Here is an 18,877-nt window from a genome sequence, read left to right as displayed (position 1 = left end):
CCCTTTAAATATGGGGTGGGTCTGACTCACAGACAAGTTTCAGATTAAAAAGTAGTTGAGTACTACAGAATCAAAAAATCCGATATTGGAAACCAACATCGGATTTTGCTTAGTGATTAAGAATTTGAGAACTAGACCGTTGCTTGTTCGACGAGCTGCTCAGCTTCTTCCAATCGCTTGTTCTCTCCAAAGCCTCGCAAACCAACCACGTGTACATGTTCATGGTCTTTAAATACCTTACGCACAAGCTTATAGGTGGTACCTTTTTCTGGGCTGATATTCTCAGGTGCCGCAATCAATAACTGCATACCCTGGCGGTCACATAGCTCGAATAAGGTCGCGATCGACTTGGCATCCAGACGCGCAGCCTCATCGAGGAACAGTAGACGACATGGAAGAATGTCTTTGCTTCGCAGACGGCGAGACTCTTCTTCCCAGCTCTGTACTACCATCAATAAAATTGACTGACCAGTACCGATCGCTTCACCTGTCGATAGCGCGCCAGATTCCGCTTGCAGCCAGCCGTCAGAGCCACGGTTTACTTCAACGCTTAGCTCTAGGTAGTTGCGGTAATCAAGCAGCTCTTCACCCAATACTTGTGGCGAGCGCTGACCCATATCGATATGCGGGTTGACGCGTTGGAATAACTTAGCCATCGCTTCCGAGAAGGTGTAGCGCGAAGTCTCAAACAAATCTTTATGCTCACCCGTTAGCGCCACCAGCAACTGCTCATGACTTTCACGGATCTTCACATTCAGACGAACGCCCTTAACCTGACCAAAGTGAATATTCGACAAGCCTTGGTTAAGCATACGAATACGGTTTTGCTCACGCTGAATCGTCTTCTTGATGATGCTCGACACCGACTCTGAGCTGATCGCGAGGCGGTTTTCACGTTGAGTGAGCTCTTCTGTTAGACGTGCGAGCTCCACTTCCATCTCTTCAATCGCTTCGACCGGATCGTCAGTACGAATGATGTCTTGACGAATACGCTCACGAAGATGCTGATAAACGGCAATATAGAACAGAACCTTACGCTCTGGCTTCGAGGTATCTTCGGACTGACGAAGTGAGTCGCGAAGATCTTCGTTATCTGCCACGGCAAGACGCAATGCACCCAAAGACTTATCCGACATAGAGCGAAGCTCACCCGCGCTCATGTATGCTAATTCGCGTTTATGAAGGCGACGTTCAACATCGTTCGCTTTCGCTAGACGAAGTACGCTACACCACCCCGCTTTCGCGGCAACCACATAGGTGCGCAGCTCAATGTATTCTTTCTGAACCTTCTTAAGACGCTTAGCCAGACCTTTCATCTCAAGCTCTGTCGACGTCATCGTCTTCTCATACTCAGACTTGCGAGTGCGAGAGGTTTGCAGTGCTAAGTGCAGCTCATCACGACGCTTCTCAGCACGCTCTAGCGCTAACTCATCAGGGACAATACCGTACTCTTGAAGCTCGGCTTTGAACTCTTGAACGGTCTCTAACTTAGCTTGGTGCGAGCTCTTAAGTGACGCCAATACTTGGTTGTACTGGTTGGCTTGCTCTTGAACCTGCTTAAGTCCTTCACGAAGACGTGCGCGGGTTGCTTCCGCTTGCACCAGTTTCGCTTTTAGCTGCTCGCTCAATTCACTACTTTGGTTAAGCATCTCCATTGAATCAGCATACGCAAAGTAAGGACGACGCTCAGCAAGATCCGCAACAGCAAAGATCTGCGCTTTTAGCGTTTGCAATGCTTTATCGGCATTTTGATATTGGCTAGTCAGCGCATCAAATTGCTCTGGATCGCTGTCTAGAACATTGACTACCGCAGCCAGTTTTTCTACTGCGGCACCGTGTTGCTGAATGTAGCTCTTGGCACCGTTGAGATCTTCAATTTGAGCTTGAAGCTCTTGATGACGCTCAACCAGAGTCTCATCAAATAGAACGTTAGCGCTAATTGATAGACGATCTAGCAAGGTCACACACTGCTTAGATTTCGACAGCTGCGCACTGGCTTGTTGCTCACGCTGTTTGGTGTCATTTAGCTCGCGCGCTACCTGACTGCGAAGCTCGCGCAGGCGCGCTAGTTCCACTTCAGGATCCGCTTCAAACGCTAGCTGCATGTGCTCTGCAGCGAACGCATTGAACGCTTGGTACAAGCGCTGCAGTTTTTGTGCATCAAACGCCGCTTTCGCGTGCTTTTCTACCGTTTCTTCACGTTGCTCACGAAGCAGCTCTAAACGCTGTTCACGTGCCGCACGACCAAACAGAGGGATCTTAGGGAAACGGGAGTAGCGCAATTGACGCTCATTCAACTGAACGCAGACTGCACCATCAAGCTCATCGGCATCAAAAGAGCTGTCATCAAAGGCATCGATATCGCCCTCAATGATATAAAGATCTTCTGGACAATCATCCAGCTCAACCAGCTTTTCTTTGATGCCGTCTAGGTTTGATACCACGATGGCATGACGTGCAGGACCATACATTGCACTAAAGTAAGGCGCATCATCGATGGTGATATCGTCATAAATTTCAGACAGCAGAACGCCGCCAAGCGTATCGGCAAGACCTTTTAAGCGAGGATCGTTTGAACCGCCAGGAGAGGCCAAACGCTCAATCTCTAGCTCGAGTTCTTCACGGCGTTTCGCCAGCGAGTCGCGTTCGAAAGAGGTCTTACGCTCATTGTCGTTCGTCGCTTGCATTGAACTGATCACATCTGCGCGATCCACCAGCTCCATGCCACTTTGCTCACGAAGATCTTCAAGCGCATTAAAAGACTTGATCCATTTCGGCGCGTAGCTCTCTAGCTTACTGATCTCAGACACAAACTCTTGTTCGCGCTGCTTGATTTCACCAGATGCCTCACGAAGAGCTTCAAGCTGCTGCTCGCATTCAAGTACACGCTCACGTTGGCTCTCCGCTTCCATTTCTAGATCAGCTTCGCTATCCACACGGATACCGGCCTCACCTAGATCGTTTGCAAGCTTCTGCGCTTGCTGCTGACGCTCAATGTTTTTCTCGAGCTCACGATATTGGGCGCGAAGCTGAGATTCGTTTTTCAGTAGCTGACGATGCTCATCCGCTTGCTTGATTGCCGCTTTCGCAACTTGGCTTGCTTCACTGCGCGCAACATCACCGGTAATCTGCTTGACCAGCGATAGCGCTTGCTCAAACTGCTGCGCCGCGGCCGATGACATATCAAGGCGATGTTTCAGCTCAAGAAGTTCGGTTGTGCTTTGTGATTCTTGCGATTTTAGTTGGCTCAGCATTTCTGCCGCACCATCTTGATTCAATGATTCGTTTTCAAGCAAGTTACGCGCTTTCTCAAGGGCTTGTACCGCTTGTTGATATTGAAGTGCGCGAGTCTGCTGTACATCCAGCGCTTGCTGGTAATCAGCAAGCTGAGTCTTGAGGCTATCCACCTCTTCTTCAGCAAATGTCGCCTGCTCTTCAGCGGCAAGCTTACGCTCACTCGCTTCTTCCACAACCATCATCTGCTCTTCAAGACGCTCGTTTAGCTCTTCAAGATCTTCTTGGTAGCGCTCAATCTTCTCTTGCTGACGCAGCGCGTTTTGTACCAATAACAAGTGATCTTGCGCTGCTTGATGATCTTGCTCTAGACCTGATTCATTCTCAACCAACAGCGTCAGTTCTTGCTGAACTTTGTTAAGTAGTTCGTTTTGCGCGATAAGTGTTTGACGAGAGCCAAACAGCTCGCCACGAAGCTTCATCGTAGTTTCAAGCTTGTTGCGGCGTTCATTAGCATGACGCATGTAGTCGGCGGCCACGTAATTGGTAGACTCTGTGATCAGGTGTTTGAACAGATCACGGTCAGCTTGAGTCGTTTTGATGGCTTCTAGCGTTAAGCGGTTTTCACGCAGTGCAGATTCCATATCTTGGAACGCTTTCTTCACGCCGCCGTTCTGTGGCAGAAGGTAGTCACGAAGTGAACGAGTAATCGCACTCGAGATACCACCGTAAAGCGACGCTTCAATCAGGCGATAGAACTTAGAGCGATCGCTGCTGTTACGCAGCTTCTTCGGCAATACGCCAAACTCGAACATCTGCGCATGATAATCAACGATCGAGTTGAAGGCTTTAAAATGGACGCCTTCCATTGCGCTGACCGACTCTTTTACTTCATTGATTTGACGTACGCGTGCATGGTTATCCGATACGGCTTCGATCAAAATATCAGTGGGTTTTACGCTGCTTGGTAAGCCTTGAATGATAAATGGCTTGATGTCCACTTTCTTATCACGACCCGCTACTTGTTGTAGCTTGACCACAAACAGAACGCGTTGGTTACGTGAGTTCACCACATCCAGCGCAGAGTAACAGGTACCTGGCTGAAGCTTGCCGTACAAACCTTTGTCGCGAGATGCTTGAGAGCTACCCGCTTCAGTAGTGTTTCTAAAGTGCAGCAGGCTTTGATCTGGAATCAGCGCCGTAATGAACGATGCCATTGTGGTAGATTTACCCGCACCATTACCACCAGAAAGCGTGGTGACGAGAGTGTCGATATCAAAAGTACGTGCAAAGAAGCCGTTCCAGTTGACCATCGTCATCGATTGATACTTACCTCTTTCAATCATGCGTCAGCCTCCTGTTGATTGTGCTCGGTGTCGTTGTCATTTGACTCAACTGAGTCGCTGCTTTCATCGCTTGGGATCAAGCTGCCTTGCGATGGGGCTTGTGTGTGTACCACGGCTTCACCATCACGGATGAGACGAAGCTGTGCATCACGCATATCGTCACCCACGCGTACGTCAGCACCAAAGCGGAATACCGCTTCGCTGATGCGGAATTTGTCGGTATCGCCAATTGAGATTGTCATACCTAGGCGACGTAAACGGCGCAGTGAAGTACGTACTTTTTCAAACAGCTTCTCTTTATCGAGATCCGAGCCTGTTGCACGGTTAGTCACTAAGCGCATCAGCTTCTTTTCATCCGCGAGTGCTAGGATCTCTTCATAAAGCTCTTGGTTGGTAAAGATACCTTCATGCGCAAGACGCTCTGGGCTTAGGTATAAGAAACACAGCACCTTACCCACTAGCATGTCGAGCTCTGAAAGAACGCTTCGACCAATCAATGTCGTCGAGCGTGGACGTAGATAGAAAAATCCTTCCGGCGCTTTCACCAACTCGGTGTTGTAGCGCTGATAGAAACTGGCCAGTTCAACCTCAAAATCACAAAGTAGTGCGTGATTATCAAGGTCTTCAGATGAAATGTGTCGACCCGCGCGCAGTGCACTATCCAATGCAGGGAATAGCGGGTTGGTGATCGCTTTTGCCAGTTTCTCTGGCATATATTCGTCAATATTTGTCGATGACATTTGCTTGTACCTTTGCGCCAAAATCGTTGATAGCTTGCCAGTCTGGCTGAATAGCCGAGTAATCGGACTGGGAGTAACCCAATCGAACAGCTTGGTCTACAACGATTCTTGCGAGATCGAAATGATGAGTATGTGGGTGTGACGCGAGGTAATCGCGCAGCACCAAGCCAAGATCGATTGGAGCGCCTTGTTCTTTGTGTACTTTCAGCATGTCTCCAATGCGCTCAGCGAGCTCATCATTAACTTGTTCAAATTCTTCGTATTCCACTTCAAGTGGCACCGCTCCCGTTACCTCATCGTTACGAAGCACAAGGGCTTCATCACGAAGGTCGGTGAGCTTCTCGGCATCGGCATAAGTGAGATACCAAGGAGAGTCAAAATAGTCTGTGACCGATTGGCGCAGCCTTTGGCTAAAGGCGCGGTTTTGGTCCATATCAATTGCAGTACGGATAAACTTGTGGACGTGGCGGTCATAACCGATCCACAAATCAATCGCTTGTTGGCCCCAACTAATGATGCGATCAAGCTTCATCTGCAAACCAAACAGAGCTTCACCGACAAACTCAAGCTCATCGTCGCCATAGACGATTTCTTGGATGTCTAAGATCTGGGTTTGCAACTCATCGCCCGCTGCTTGTAAGGTATCTTGCAGCTCTCGCAGCGTTGCTGAGGTTTCAGAAAGCAGAGTCTCACAGTTGTTGATGGCATCGCGCCAATCTTTGTTAAGCAGCTCAGCGATCTGAAGTTTCACAGACTGTTGCTGCTCATCCATTACGCGCTGGTTGAGATCTATCTGGTCGAAAATCTCACCAACGGAGTATTTCAACACGCCAAATACGTTCTTGCGCCAATGGGCAACGGTCCCGCCTTCTTGTGCGGCTTCGATAGCTTTTGCCATCTCGCCTGCCACCATTGAAAGCTGGATAGAGAGTCGTAGTTTAGAGAATTCGCGATGTCTGACGTAGTAATCGGTGATACCGATGGCAAGAGGACTGAGCCTGTAAATACTCGCCCCATCGTTGACTTCACTGGTAAAACGGCTCAATAAGCGCTGCTTGACCAGTTCATTAATCGCATTGTTCGCTCGAAACGCTGTGGCTTCGCCCGTTTGCTCAAACTGCCCGGTGACGATCTTAAATGCATCATGCAACTCGCCCTCGCCCAGCTCTTCATCAAATCTTTCATTACTCAGCACCGCGATGGAGATGAGAAATGCCAACCGTTCAGTGGAAAGATTCAACGCAAAATCATGCTGTTTGACCCATCCGACTAGCTCGTCTATCGGTCGGTCATCAGCATTTAGAGTGTTATCACTCATGGTCTTTCCTGTTATTGTTTTTTCCTAGCCCATACATGTATGTATCGACCCATGGAGAGATAAGGCTCTTGGCGACACAGCTGTTGTTCAAGTTTCAGAACATCCTCCGCTGTGTAATCTCCCATGTATTGCATATTGCCAATGTAATCACTGAAAGAACGAATGCCAGATTTGCCACATATTTCAAACCCGGCTTCTTCAATCCACTGATACACGTCCTCTGGCTTCAACCCTTTCTGGGGCTGGAGCTTGAATCTTTTTCTATGTGGCATCCCATCTAACACGTGAGGAATGTTGCCACAAATGACGTTCTTAAATACCAATCCATGATGATTGTAAAACATGACAGAAGCGATACCGCCAGGTTTCACTTGCTGTAATACCGCCTCTAGCGCGGGTTTCGGATCAGCCAGCCACTCCATCACCGCATGAAACAAGGTCAAGTCAACCTCTTGTTCCATATGCTCTGCAATATCTTGCACTGGACTGTGGATCCAGCGATATTGCGAGAGTAACCCGTTTTTTTCAACCTCTGCTTTAGCTAATTTCAGCATTTCAGAAGACAGGTCACATAAGGTGATATGGTGTCCACGCTCAGCGATGCGCTGTGAAACCTGACCTAATCCACCACCTGCATCTAATACTTTGAGTGTTTTTTTAGTATCATCCAGTTCGGCGAGAGCCTGGGTTAAATCTTCCCAAACAATGGTTTGGCGGATTTCACCCTTCTCTGAGCCGTAAATATTTTTTGCAAATTTGTGGGCGATATCGTCGAAATTACGGTCTTGCATCACGGTTTATTGAGTTAAGATAACCAGTCGTACAGCTATTCTGTCATATAAGTGACAGGAATAAAGGGGCAACTCCCTTTTTTAGCGTTAAGTGGTGTTTTTTCGGACTATTATTCTATGTTTGAGCTGAAAAAGCTGGTGTCTGCATTACTAATGCCTTTGCCCGCTATGCTAATCCTAGGTTTCTTGGGTTTGCTCCTTATTATGTTTACCACTAGGCGTAAGTTTGGAAGCCTGATGGTTCTCGTATCATTGTGTGGGACATTTCTTATCGCATTCCAGCCGCTTTCAAGTCGTCTGTTGATGCCATTAGAGCGTCAATACAGTGCCTTCTTACCAATTAATGAATCCATTGACTACGTTATGGTCCTTGGCGGCGGTCACGTTGTGGATGACGATATTCCGCCCACTTCTGAACTATCCCGTACTTCTCTCATGCGCCTAAGCGAAGGTATTCGTGTGATGCGCATGTACCCTGGTAGTAAGCTCATTTTATCGGGATATGCGGGCGGGACAGACGTAAGCCATGCTCGCGTAATGGCAAAGGTGGCACTGGCATTGGGCGTATCTAAGCCAGACATCATCTTGCTAGAGTCTGCTAAAGATACGTGGGAAGAAGCCAGACAAGCGTCTGCCTTCGTGCAAAGTAAGAAAATGGTGTTGGTTACCTCCGCAAGCCATATGCAACGCGCGATGTATGAGTTTGAAGCAGCGGGTCTGAAGCCTTACCCTGCACCGACTAACTTCCTGGCCCAAGAAAATGTTGAACAAGCTTGGCAACGCTACGCACCGCAAGCTCGCTACTTAGAGCAAACAGAGCGCTACTGGCACGAGACCATGGGATTAGTTTGGCAGAGATTACGAGATTGGGTGGCAAACGAAAGTATTCGTGATTTGACATTTTCTGTATCTGAGTTCGATCCTGAAAGTGTAGAACCTACACAACTGGAACAAGATGAGTTAGAACAGCAGCTCGCACCTCAGGAAACGCAGGATGACACTTCCGCTGTCTCTGAAGCAGATTCGACGATCTCAGGTGCCAGCTAAACCATCAGGTGACAACCAAACCCGGTTAAAAAAGACCTCATCATTGGATGAGGTCTTTTGCTATTGAAAACAGCTACTTGGCATTTAGCTGATTCAGCTTTGCTTTCACTGGAACAGAAAAATTAAAGCCATCATGCTGATCCCAATTGATCGACCATGTCATCACTCCACCAAACTTTGGTGATGCTTGAGTAGGTACGATAGAGCCACAACGACTTAGGGAGATCATACAATCCAGTGCGTCTTCGATGTTAGCAATCGGTGCCTGTCCTGAGTTCGCTGAGCTTGGACCTGAAGGTAATCCAATGGCGACTTGATCATCACGCAGTGGCATAAATCGACTGCCGTCAGCTAACTCAAATCCCTCGGTAAGCATACGTGATGCCGCCACCATCATATCAACAGAACCCTCAGGCGCAGCGCCCGTCGTATAAGGATTGGCCAGCCCACCATTGTTGTATAACTGCACATGCAAAAGATCTAAGGTATCCCTTAATTGATCGATAAGGGGAATATAAGCGCCCCAAATGCCTGAGTAAGCGACCATTCCGCCTTGCACATAAGGATGTTCCGGAGCCATGGTAAGGTACATGTCGCCGCCCGTATTCGCTTCGATTGCTTTTAGTGCACGTGGCAAACGCGCTTGGATTTGACTGCCGTGGACGAGATTTGAGCCACTTTCGTAATCAACATCTAATCCATCAAATCCCCACTCATTGATGATCTCTGACAAACTCGAGACAAACGCAGTTTCATCCGCGTCTGTGTTCAGTGTGATGGTGCCTTCAGCGCCACCAAGCGACAGAACGATAATCTTACCTTCTGCTTGTAACTCTTTGATGTCTTGTTTGAACTGAACGGGATCTATCGGCGCACAGCTCGAGTAGATGTCACCATTGTAGAGATTAAAATGCACTGTACCATTACTGTTACGATCATTGTCAGCAAAAGCAATGTCGATAATGTCCCAGTCTTTCGACATTTGGTTAAGTGGAATTGGACAGCCCGCACCATTGACAAAGTTGTGCCAGTAGCCGATGAGCTTATGTTTCGGTTGGACTACAGATTTTGCCGACACGCCGACGCTAGCAGACGTCACCGTATTCCCTTGCAGATCCGTGCTGATGACACTCAGTTGATAGTTCCCTATGGTAGTTGGCGTCCAAGAGAACTGATACGGCGCCGTGGTGTCACCGTTGACCAAAAGACCATTAGCGTAGAGTTCAACCTTAGCCACCTCACTCTGCAAGGAGCTGACATTCGCATTCACAGTCACAACTTTGCCAATCGCGACGACATCACCAGAAGAAGGAGAGGTAATCGCTGCGACCATAGGTTGATCAGTCACTGATACCGTTGTGTTTAATTGATTGCTGTTACCTTCATTGTCAGTAGCAATGACCTTTAAATCTACAGAGCCCTGTCCCACTGCATTCCACGTCCATTGATAAGGTGATGCCGTCACTAAGCCTATTGACGTACCATTCACGAATGCCTCAGCATCGGCAACTGTTCCATCTAGATCCTCAATATTCGCAAGGATAGTGATATCACTTCCTAGCAGAACCGTTTCGCCCTCTACCGGTGAAATAAGTTCAATATTTGGTGCTGTCGCACAGGCACCCTGTCCACTCCAGGCATCTTGCCAGTACTGTCCAACGCCAGGCTCATAAGCCCATGCCGAGTCAGATGAACACCAGCCGCCAACAAGACATTGATAGAGCTCGCCATTGTTGACCACATTCTGCCCGGTTGCGTAGCTACTGCCAGCGATATAGGTTGTCGCACCTGAGCATTTGCCTCCTGCCGACGCTATGGCTTCAACCGTGATAACTTGCGACTGAGACATCGCGCCTTTATCGTCTGTCGCAACGGCTTGTATCGTATAGCTGCCTGCAGCAGGTGATATCCAATCCATGACCCAAGGAGCGACGGTCACAGACTTTTCTAGTGCACCATTGACACTAAATTCAACCTTGCTAATGGTACCATCCGAGTCTGAGGGCTCTGCGGCAAACTGGACACTTTCTCCTACCGAAACTCGAGTCTTCGAACTGGTCAAGGTAACGACTGGCGGCTGATTAGATGCGTCTACGACTGAGAATGTCTGAGCCGATTGTGTAGACGCACCTTTATCATCAATGGCTGTGACTACCAGCTCATAATTGCCACTTTCTGTGAACCAAGTTACTTGGTAGGGAGCGCTCGACAGCACTGCCAGTTGCGCCCCTTGCAGCTCAAATATCACCTCTCGAACTTCCCCATCACTGTCTTCGGCCAATGCAGAGAAGGTGACTTGGTTTCCTGAGGCTAACTGTGCGTTGGAGGCTGGAGAAGTAATCGTCACTGAGGGAGCAGCGTTTATGCCACCAGCATCACAGGCCCCTATTAGTGACCATTCTTGATAAGGTTCGGAGTGGTTAACAGGGTTAGCGTTAAGGTTCCACCAGTTCGCTTGGAACGCCGATGATTGCCATTGGACTTGAGCGCCACCGTTGTAGCTTGTGCCGTCGTCCCAAATGGGCAAACTGTCACACTGTACTGCCAAGCTTGGTGCAGAAAACAGTAAACTGGGGGTGAGCATCAGCGACAAATTCACTGACCGTTTAAATATTGGAATAGAGCCTAATTGTAGCTTGGTCATGGAAAATCCTTTTGTTGAACCAAAGAATGTCGTTGCCAATCAATGCTGCCCAATCGAAGCAGTTCAACGGAAACGACGCCACTATCAAACTAGCTCAGGTTTATAGAGTCTTTTTCCGACTCAGAAAGCACCGACTTCTCACGCGAGTCAGTTAACAAAAATAGTTACAAGTTGCATATACAACGACCAGGTATCTCTACATTGCTCCCATAAAAAAGCTCCAGCTATCAAAGAGACAACTGGAGCATTTTCTATCACTACACGCTAGCCGACTTTAATCACCAGCAAACATGTAGCCCTCGCCATGGACAGTGATAAATATCTGTGGATTCTTTGGATCGGATTCCATCTTGGCACGCATGCGACGGATAAGAACATCAATGGTTCTATCGTTTGGCGCATCAACTCGATGACTGATCATATTGAGGATACGCTCACGGCTCAGAACTTGATTTGGATACGTTGAGAGTGCAACTAACAATTCATATTCAGCCTTGGTCAGTTTTACAGGGTCGCCATTATTCGTCAATGAACGACGCTGCTTATCGAACGTCCATTCACCAAAGTGAACCACATGCTCGTTTTGCACTGACTCTTCAAGTACTGGCTGTTTGCGCGCTAGTGAAATACGCCACAATAGGTTTTTTACTCGCACTAACAGTTCGCGTAGCTCAAACGGCTTAGTGACATAGTCGTCTGCCCCCATCTCAAGGCCAACAATACGGTCAATACTATCGGTGCGACCGGTCACCAAAATGATTCCAATGTCTGACTGACTTCTTAACTCTCTTGTCAGCATCAAACCATCTTCACCAGGGAGGTTAATATCTAACATAACGAGATCGATACTGGATTCTTCCAGCACCTGACGCATCGTCTGACCATCTTCAGCTTCGCTAACCAAGTAGCCTTCATTTTCGAAGTAACCAGCCAGCTTACTGCGAGTGACTACGTCATCTTCTACAACCAAAACGTGATATTTCATCTGTGGTTTCTCAATCTTGTCATGACAGGGACATTCTATTCATAAACATTCACAATTCTAGTCTACATCCCCTCATAGGCATGGAAACCTTACTATTTTTTGATTCAAAACAACCAAAACGATTGCGTCTCATATGCAACGAATACTCGAGTCAACTTACCCTTAAAGCAATTAATTTTTGTCTTATTTTTTCATAAGTTAACTCAATTCTTCACACAACAAGTTATTGCTATTCATCTTTATTGGCTAAAATAGAGTTATCATTTTTGGAGATTATTCAAATGCAAGAAATCAAAGCATTTAATGAGCAACGCGCAGAAATCTATTGGTGGCTTTCAAGCCTATTCGCTGCGGAGCTCACTGATGATGAACTCAACAAATACCACAGCCCTGAAATTCGCTCTTTCTTATCTGGCTTAGGAGAAAACCCTTCCCTAAAAGAACCCATTCAGGTCTTTACAGAGTCCTTGAACCGCCTTCAAGTCAGAGAAGACGCACAATTAGAGCTTTCTGCCGATTTTTGCGATCTATTTTTAAAGTCGGACAAGCACGGCGCACTGCCTTATGCCTCTATGTATATTGGTAAGTCTGGTCTTTTAAATGATCAACCTGCACAAGATATGGCAGATCTTTTAGCTAAGCACAATGTAGCAGTGAATAAGGACTTAAATGAGCCAGCGGATCACCTCGCGATCGAGCTAGATTTCCTAGGCAACTTAATCATTCGCTCCAATGAGCTTGAAGCTGAGGCACATATGAACGATGCGCTGCACGAGCAAGCAGAGTTCATCAAGAACTACTTGATGACATGGCTACCTCAGTTTGTTGCGAAATGCCAAACTAACGACGAGTTTGGGTTTTATGCCTCTGCCGCTAAACTACTCGAAGCATTCTGCCAACTTGACTACACCTACCTAGAGGGTGAGCAAGACTAGCCAACCTAAAGCGCAAATCACTTGCATCACATCTGTGAGAATTAATTTGCGCTTTAGTTATAAATTTATTGGATAAGTCATTGCCAGCGCTCAAACCTAAGTCTACAATCCGCCGTTTAAATGCAAATGCCCTTGGCATTCAACGCGGACTTGTGTCCAAAAACACCTGTTGAAATCTACGCTCTGAGCTTTTTTCGCCGTGGCTTGCATGCAACTTTCGGTTTTCGCAGCCAAATACTATGTTTACAACAACATAGCGTTATATGTTTGCAAAGACCACTATACTTGAAGCGGTACCAACGTTAATTATCAAGCCGCGACTAATAGGATATCACTATGGCAACTATTAAAGATGTCGCCCGCCTTGCAGGCGTTTCAACGACCACAGTATCCCACGTTATTAATAAGACTCGCTTTGTTGCTGAAGCAACTCAAGAAAAAGTGATGGCGGCGGTCGACGAACTCAACTACGCACCAAGCGCCGTTGCACGTAGCTTAAAATGCAACTCAACAAAAACCATCGGTATGTTAGTGACTCAATCAACTAACCTGTTCTTTTCAGAGGTTATCGATGGTGTTGAGAGCTACTGCTACCGCCAAGGCTACACGCTGATCCTATGTAACACTGGTGGCGTGTATGAAAAGCAACGCGATTACATTCGCATGCTGGCAGAGAAGCGCGTGGATGGCATCCTCGTGATGTGCTCTGATCTTACCGAAGAGCTGCTAGAGATGCTTGATCGTCACGCCGACATTCCTAAAGTTATCATGGACTGGGGCCCAGAAAGCTCACAAGCGGACAAGATCATCGATAACTCTGAAGAAGGCGGTTATCTGGCAACGAAGTTCCTGATCGAAAAAGGTCACACGGATATTGCCTGCCTGAGTGGCCATCTAGAAAAAGCCGTGTGCCAAGAGCGTATCATCGGTTACAAACGTGCCCTTGCTGAAGCAGGTATCGAGATGAAAGACGATCGTATTCTTGAAGGCAACTTCGAATGCGATACAGCGGTTATCGCTGCTAACCGTATTGCTGCAATGGAAGACCGACCGACCGCTATCTTCTGTTTCAACGACACCATGGCGTTTGGCTTAATGAGTCGCCTGCAGCAACTGGGTGTGCGCGTACCGGAAGATATCTCTGTCATTGGATACGATAATATTGAGCTGGCTGAGTACTTCTCGCCACCTCTAACCACGGTTCACCAACCTAAACGTCGTGTGGGTAAAAACGCGTTTGAGATTCTATTAGAACGAATCAAAGATAAAGGTCATGAAAAGCGCATTTTCGAAATGCACCCAGAGATTGTTGAACGAGACTCTGTCAAAAGCCTTACATAGAGCTGACAAAAGTGCCTTTCTAGGCACTTTTTTTGAACCCCATTCAAGTTTTCTTCTCTCGATTGTTAGTTTTTTACGCACCCTCAAGCACAAATAACCCGCCATTATTTGAACCAACATCACATTTTTGCAACGGAGTAATCATAGGCTTATGTCGTTTTCATTTATTCTAATGAAGTCACGCACAGGGCAAACCATCTGAAAGGGTGGGACGCAAAGCCTCCGGCCTAAACCAATTTTTAATTGATAGGTAGCGGGGTTGCCGATGGCAAGGGGAGAAGACTCAGTTATGGCATATGCCTAACAGAGCTCTGACACCTGATTGCTATACTCTCGGACCTGATTCTGGTGACACAATCAATAACACCGAGAAAAGAATAAAGCATGGATAATCCTATACTAAAAAATTCAATGCAATTATTCGCTCAGCTTGGAAGAGTAAAGTCTCGCTCCATGTTTGGGGGATTTGGCATCTTCGTAGATGATACGATGTTTGCCTTAGCAGTGAATAACAAATTACATATCAGAACTAACCGTCAGACCGTATCCACCTTCAAAAAACTGGGTTACAAGCCTTATGTTTATAAAAAGCGTGGATTTCCCGTTGTTACTAAGTACTTCGCGTTACCTGAAGACTGTTGGCAAGATCAAGAAGGTATTCTCGATCACGCTAAACAGGCACTCGAGTTCGCGAAAACTGAGAAAGAGCAACAATCCGAAGCGAAACCTAATCGCCTGAAAGACCTTCCGAATCTTCGCCTTGCCACTGAGCGTATGCTCAAAAAAGCAGGCATTGAATCAGTGGTTGAACTTCAGGATCATGGTTCGGTTGAGGCTTTCAAGGCCATTCAGAGAACCCATTCAAGTACCGTAGGTTTAGAGCTTTTATGGGCTCTTGAAGGTGCGATAAATGGTACTCATTGGTCTGTGATTCCTCAGACTAAAAGAGATGAACTGGCTAGCTTAATTAATTAAGCTACGGTAATCTCGAGAAAAAATCAGCCTTATGGCTGATTTTTTTGTATTAGCTGAAAGGAAAAACATACTCATCCTTTCTACTACACTAATACTGAGTCATCAAAAGGATATCGTCATGAGCAAGAAGCTGATACTAGGATTGGTTTTGGTTGCTGTCGTCATTTACTTAGGCATCAACTTTGGTCAACACCTCACACTAGAAAACGCAAAAGCACAACAAGTAGCACTGAGTGAATACATCAATGAGAACTTCGTGGCTGCTGCCCTCACCTATTTCTTCGCTTACATAGCGATTACTGCATTCTCCGTTCCAGGCGCTGCCGTGGTTACCTTACTTGGCGCTGCACTGTTTGGCTTTTGGACTAGTTTACTGCTTGTTTCATTTGCGAGTACCATAGGCGCTACATTGGCATTCTTGAGCAGTCGCTTCCTACTTCGCGATTGGGTACAAAGTAAGTTCGGTTCGAAACTTGAGACGATCAATAAAGGTGTCGAAAAAGACGGTGCTTTCTATCTATTTTCTCTAAGACTCATTCCTGTGTTCCCATTTTTCTTGATTAACTTATTAATGGGTCTCACGCCAATTCGAATCTCTAAGTATTACTTGGTGAGTCAACTGGGCATGCTGCCAGGAACTGCAGTATACCTCAATGCAGGTACCCAGCTAGCGAACATTGACAGTCTATCAGGCATTGTTTCCCCTACCGTGTTGGCATCGTTTGCCCTACTCGGTTTGTTCCCACTTATTGCCAAATGGATTATGGGAAAAATCTCTCGCTCACCACAGGTACAGGAATAGATGAAGATATTTGTAGGCAATAACCCACCAGAAACACATATTGTCCAACAGCAGTTGATGGCTGAAGGTATAGAGTGTGAAGTACGAGGCGAAGGTGTTTTTGGGTTACGAGGGGAAGTACCGTTTGACGAAAGTTCTCTACCCTACGTTTGGCTTTTCAACAGAGAGCAAGAAATGATGGCACGAGCTGTCATTCAAGATTGGCAAAAACAGGCTGAGAAAAGCGGTAACGTGCCGTGGGTATGTTCAGCTTGCCACGAGACTAACGAAGCGCAATTTGGCGTCTGCTGGAACTGTCAGACGCCACAAACAGCTACGATGCCACAGACTTAATGAAATCTATTGAGTGCTTATTGAACTCTTCTGGACGCTCAACATTGCACACATGACCACAATCTTTGATCTCTAATAGACGGCTGGACTTATGTTCAGCCACCATCTCTTTGACTGGCTTAATAAACATATAGTCTTTATCCCCCATCAGATACAAAGTCGGAATCGGCAACTCTCGGTCTTTAAAGTAGCGGTTGAGAGGGTTCACTTCTGTCGTTAGGCGGTACCAACGCTTGAACTCTTTTTGGCACAGCTTTTTCGCCTCTCGGACGAATAACAATCGTGACTCTTTTTGGCCTTTTTGCGGCATGACAATATACGCGAACAAGCTGTAAAGCCACATATAAGGGATAATGTGCTTACTCCAGTTGCCAATTTTCACCAGAATTTGCGAGCGAGTATTAAAGCGAGTGACCGCACCGCCTAAGACCATGGAACGAACTCGGGAGTGTGCCAACTCGGCAATGTTGCGCACAATAATCGTTCCCAAAGACATACCGACAAAATGGGCTGACTGAATTTTAAGGTGATCAAGTACTTTGACGATATCCATCGTCACCTCTTTAAAGGTGTACTTGTTCGACATAATGTCTTTAAGGAGTTGGTTTGACTTACCGTGACCGCGCAGATCAATAAACAGCAGGTTAAAGTGCTCTCGGTAAGCACGAATCTGTTTAAACCATATGTTTGAGCTTCCACCTGCCCCATGTACGAATACCACCCACTCATTACTCGTTGGGTGCTGATAAGTTTTATGGAATAGCAAGCTCTCTGACATAGTTCTCAAGTTTCGTGATGTATGTGGGCGTTACGTTACCATAATTCGCCGTTTTACGGACAAAAACTCACAGGAATTTTGGTAAAAATGATTTACAAGTGTAGTCGATTATAAAAAAAGCGGCATAACGCCGCTTTTCAGTTTTTGCTCTAGTTTGCCTCGAGCGCCAGGTCGTACATCTTGACGTACTCTTTGGCTGACTCAGTCCAACTGAAGTCTTTTCGCATTGAGCGAAGCTGCATTTCATGCATCTGCTCAGGGTGTTGCAGATAGAATAGCAGTGCGCGTTGCAGGACAATTAACAAAGCATCATGGCAAGGCTCAACAAAACCAAAACCAGTGGCATTGTTAGGGTCATCATCAAAATCAATAACCGTGTCTTTCAAACCGCCGACTTTACGTACGATTGGCAACGTACCATAAGCCATACTATAAATCTGGTTCAACCCACACGCTTCAAACTCAGAAGGCATTAGGAAGAAGTCTGACCCTGCTTCTACCAAATGAGCAAAGCGATTGCTGTAAGCTTCTACAAACGCCAACTTATCTGAAAACTCTTCCGCTAGGTCATTAAGATGAGAAGCAATTTGTGGCTCACCCGTACCAATAATGACGACTTGAACGTCATTTTTTAGGAACTTATCCAAAATAGGAAGGATGTAGTGAAAACCTTTTTGGTGCGTCAAGCGACAAACCATGCCAATCATCGGCACTTCACGCTCTGGCAGGCCGAGCTCTTTTTGTAGCGCTGTTTTCGATGCGAGCTTACCCGCTAGCATGCTCTCTAGGTCATCACTGTAATGCTTAGGCAAATACTCATCGTGGCTTGGGTTCCACTCTGAGTAATCGCATCCATTAACGATGCCATGGAGATCTTTGGCGCGATGAACGAAATCATCAACCAAGCCATGCGAGCCTAACGGTGTCACCAGCTCAGCGGCATAGTTAGGGCTCACTGCGTTGATCTTATCTGCAAAAGCGATACCCGCTCGCAATGTACTTACCCAGCCATCACCGTACTGTAGAAACTCCATTCCAGAGAGATGAAGCTCAGGAATAATCTCTAACTGACTGTAAGAGAAAATCCCTTTGAAAATCGCGTTGTGTACTGTCAGTACTGACTTAGTACCATGAAAACGCTCATCTTCAGCGTAACGAGTCTTAAGTAAGAATGGGATAAGACCTGTGTGCCAATCATTCGCATGAATAATTGCAGGCTTAATGCCTAGCTTTGGTAACACATCCAGACTGGCTGCTGCGAAAAATCCAAAACGCTCGCCATTATCAGCGTACGCTCGATTGTGTTCTGCATACAGTTCTGGACGGTCAAAGTAACGGTCACATTCAATGACGTAGACTTCGACACCATCGAGATGGGTTTTCTTGACTTGATAAGGTGTATGAGGCCAATGCTCTAGCTCAGTGGCTAGCACGAACTCATACTGATCCTTGTTTGGTAGTTTTTGGTAGCCTGGCAGAGTGATGGCTACGTCCTTGCCAAGTTCTTGCAGAGCTTTCGGCAGAGCCTTGGCAACATCTGCCAAGCCTCCACTTTTAATAAGTCCCTGAACTTCTGAAACTGGAAACCATACGTCTATGTTTCTCATT

At 46.7% G+C, this 18,877-nt stretch carries 14 protein-coding genes and 1 riboswitch; of the genes, 6 read left to right on the top strand and 8 right to left on the bottom strand.

The window, feature by feature from the left end; translation table 11 throughout:
- Positions 1-131 precede the first annotated feature (131 nt).
- The 4 genes from mukB to cmoM are packed head-to-tail and all read right to left on the bottom strand — an operon-like array spanning position 132 to position 7,432.
- Complete coding sequence (gene mukB / locus AC6I8Y_RS05630) at positions 132-4,580, bottom strand: chromosome partition protein MukB (protein ID WP_498021010.1); 4,449 nt, start codon at positions 4,578-4,580, stop codon at positions 132-134.
- On the bottom strand, positions 4,577-5,320 hold the full coding sequence (gene mukE, locus AC6I8Y_RS05625; protein ID WP_234494095.1) for a chromosome partition protein MukE: 744 nt from the start codon (positions 5,318-5,320) through the stop codon (positions 4,577-4,579). The genes mukB and mukE overlap by 4 nt, the downstream gene beginning before the upstream one ends.
- The gene (mukF, locus tag AC6I8Y_RS05620; protein WP_498021009.1) at positions 5,301-6,638 is read right to left on the bottom strand and encodes a chromosome partition protein MukF; all 1,338 of its coding nucleotides are present in this window, start codon (positions 6,636-6,638) and stop codon (positions 5,301-5,303) included. The genes mukE and mukF overlap by 20 nt, the downstream gene beginning before the upstream one ends.
- Positions 6,639-6,649: 11 nt before the next feature.
- Positions 6,650-7,432 carry a tRNA uridine 5-oxyacetic acid(34) methyltransferase CmoM gene (cmoM, locus tag AC6I8Y_RS05615; RefSeq protein WP_394152746.1) on the bottom strand — a complete coding sequence of 261 codons (783 nt, stop codon included), beginning with the start codon at positions 7,430-7,432 and terminating at the stop codon, positions 6,650-6,652.
- Positions 7,433-7,546: 114 nt separating this feature from the next.
- On the opposite strand from cmoM, the gene elyC reads away from it, so the two are divergent.
- Positions 7,547-8,476, top strand: a complete 930-nt coding sequence (gene elyC, locus AC6I8Y_RS05610; protein WP_252014051.1) for an envelope biogenesis factor ElyC — start codon at positions 7,547-7,549, stop codon at positions 8,474-8,476.
- A gap of 73 nt (positions 8,477-8,549) precedes the next feature.
- Here elyC and AC6I8Y_RS05605 read toward each other — a convergent pair whose 3' ends face one another.
- Together AC6I8Y_RS05605 and torR are read right to left on the bottom strand one after the other, a co-directional pair.
- A complete protein-coding gene (locus AC6I8Y_RS05605) occupies positions 8,550-11,120 on the bottom strand; it encodes an Ig-like domain-containing protein (RefSeq protein ID WP_498021008.1) in 2,571 nt (856 codons plus the stop codon).
- Positions 11,121-11,394: 274 nt separating this feature from the next.
- The gene (gene torR / locus AC6I8Y_RS05600; protein ID WP_042474375.1) at positions 11,395-12,105 is read right to left on the bottom strand and encodes a two-component system response regulator TorR; all 711 of its coding nucleotides are present in this window, start codon (positions 12,103-12,105) and stop codon (positions 11,395-11,397) included.
- A 281-nt stretch (positions 12,106-12,386) separates the two neighbouring features.
- Between torR and torD the strand changes: the two genes are divergently transcribed.
- The 5 genes from torD (at position 12,387) to AC6I8Y_RS05575 (ending at position 16,491) form a co-directional block, all read left to right on the top strand.
- Complete coding sequence (torD, locus tag AC6I8Y_RS05595) at positions 12,387-13,040, top strand: molecular chaperone TorD (protein ID WP_394152740.1); 654 nt, start codon at positions 12,387-12,389, stop codon at positions 13,038-13,040.
- A 336-nt stretch (positions 13,041-13,376) separates the two neighbouring features.
- A complete protein-coding gene (purR, locus tag AC6I8Y_RS05590; protein WP_234494101.1) occupies positions 13,377-14,381 on the top strand; it encodes an HTH-type transcriptional repressor PurR in 1,005 nt (334 codons plus the stop codon).
- Positions 14,382-14,559: 178 nt separating this feature from the next.
- Positions 14,560-14,648: riboswitch (cyclic di-GMP riboswitch) on the top strand.
- A 117-nt stretch (positions 14,649-14,765) separates the two neighbouring features.
- Entirely contained in the window at positions 14,766-15,356 is a 591-nt protein-coding gene (locus AC6I8Y_RS05585; RefSeq protein WP_128649870.1) for a TfoX/Sxy family DNA transformation protein, read from the top strand.
- A gap of 118 nt (positions 15,357-15,474) precedes the next feature.
- Positions 15,475-16,158 carry a TVP38/TMEM64 family protein gene (locus AC6I8Y_RS05580; RefSeq protein WP_394152738.1) on the top strand — a complete coding sequence of 228 codons (684 nt, stop codon included), beginning with the start codon at positions 15,475-15,477 and terminating at the stop codon, positions 16,156-16,158.
- Complete coding sequence (locus tag AC6I8Y_RS05575; protein ID WP_394152736.1) at positions 16,159-16,491, top strand: putative signal transducing protein; 333 nt, start codon at positions 16,159-16,161, stop codon at positions 16,489-16,491.
- On the opposite strand, the gene AC6I8Y_RS05570 is transcribed toward AC6I8Y_RS05575, so the two are convergent.
- Entirely contained in the window at positions 16,472-17,269 is a 798-nt protein-coding gene (locus AC6I8Y_RS05570; RefSeq protein ID WP_042474365.1) for an alpha/beta fold hydrolase, read from the bottom strand. The genes AC6I8Y_RS05575 and AC6I8Y_RS05570 overlap by 20 nt on opposite strands.
- 149 nt (positions 17,270-17,418) lie before the next feature.
- A complete protein-coding gene (glgA, locus tag AC6I8Y_RS05565) occupies positions 17,419-18,876 on the bottom strand; it encodes a glycogen synthase GlgA (RefSeq protein WP_498021005.1) in 1,458 nt (485 codons plus the stop codon).
- Position 18,877: the final 1 nt, after the last annotated feature.

Source organism: Vibrio sp. KUL78, from assembly GCF_059725505.1.
This window is presented reverse-complemented; position numbering and strand designations above follow the sequence as displayed.

What these genes read in the sequence shown, in the direction of transcription:
- mukB (WP_498021010.1), bottom strand. Translation starts at nt 4,580, where the DNA reads ATGATTGAAAGAGGTAAGTATCAATCGATGACGATGGTCAACTGGAAC.
- mukE (WP_234494095.1), bottom strand. Translation starts at nt 5,320, where the DNA reads ATGTCATCGACAAATATTGACGAATATATGCCAGAGAAACTGGCAAAA.
- mukF (WP_498021009.1), bottom strand. Translation starts at nt 6,638, where the DNA reads ATGAGTGATAACACTCTAAATGCTGATGACCGACCGATAGACGAGCTA.
- elyC (WP_252014051.1), top strand. Translation starts at nt 7,547, where the DNA reads ATGTTTGAGCTGAAAAAGCTGGTGTCTGCATTACTAATGCCTTTGCCC.
- AC6I8Y_RS05605 (WP_498021008.1), bottom strand. Translation starts at nt 11,120, where the DNA reads ATGACCAAGCTACAATTAGGCTCTATTCCAATATTTAAACGGTCAGTG.
- torR (WP_042474375.1), bottom strand. Translation starts at nt 12,105, where the DNA reads ATGAAATATCACGTTTTGGTTGTAGAAGATGACGTAGTCACTCGCAGT.
- torD (WP_394152740.1), top strand. Translation starts at nt 12,387, where the DNA reads ATGCAAGAAATCAAAGCATTTAATGAGCAACGCGCAGAAATCTATTGG.
- purR (WP_234494101.1), top strand. Translation starts at nt 13,377, where the DNA reads ATGGCAACTATTAAAGATGTCGCCCGCCTTGCAGGCGTTTCAACGACC.
- AC6I8Y_RS05585 (WP_128649870.1), top strand. Translation starts at nt 14,766, where the DNA reads ATGGATAATCCTATACTAAAAAATTCAATGCAATTATTCGCTCAGCTT.
- AC6I8Y_RS05580 (WP_394152738.1), top strand. Translation starts at nt 15,475, where the DNA reads ATGAGCAAGAAGCTGATACTAGGATTGGTTTTGGTTGCTGTCGTCATT.
- AC6I8Y_RS05575 (WP_394152736.1), top strand. Translation starts at nt 16,159, where the DNA reads ATGAAGATATTTGTAGGCAATAACCCACCAGAAACACATATTGTCCAA.
- AC6I8Y_RS05570 (WP_042474365.1), bottom strand. Translation starts at nt 17,269, where the DNA reads ATGTCAGAGAGCTTGCTATTCCATAAAACTTATCAGCACCCAACGAGT.
- glgA (WP_498021005.1), bottom strand. Translation starts at nt 18,876, where the DNA reads ATGAGAAACATAGACGTATGGTTTCCAGTTTCAGAAGTTCAGGGACTT.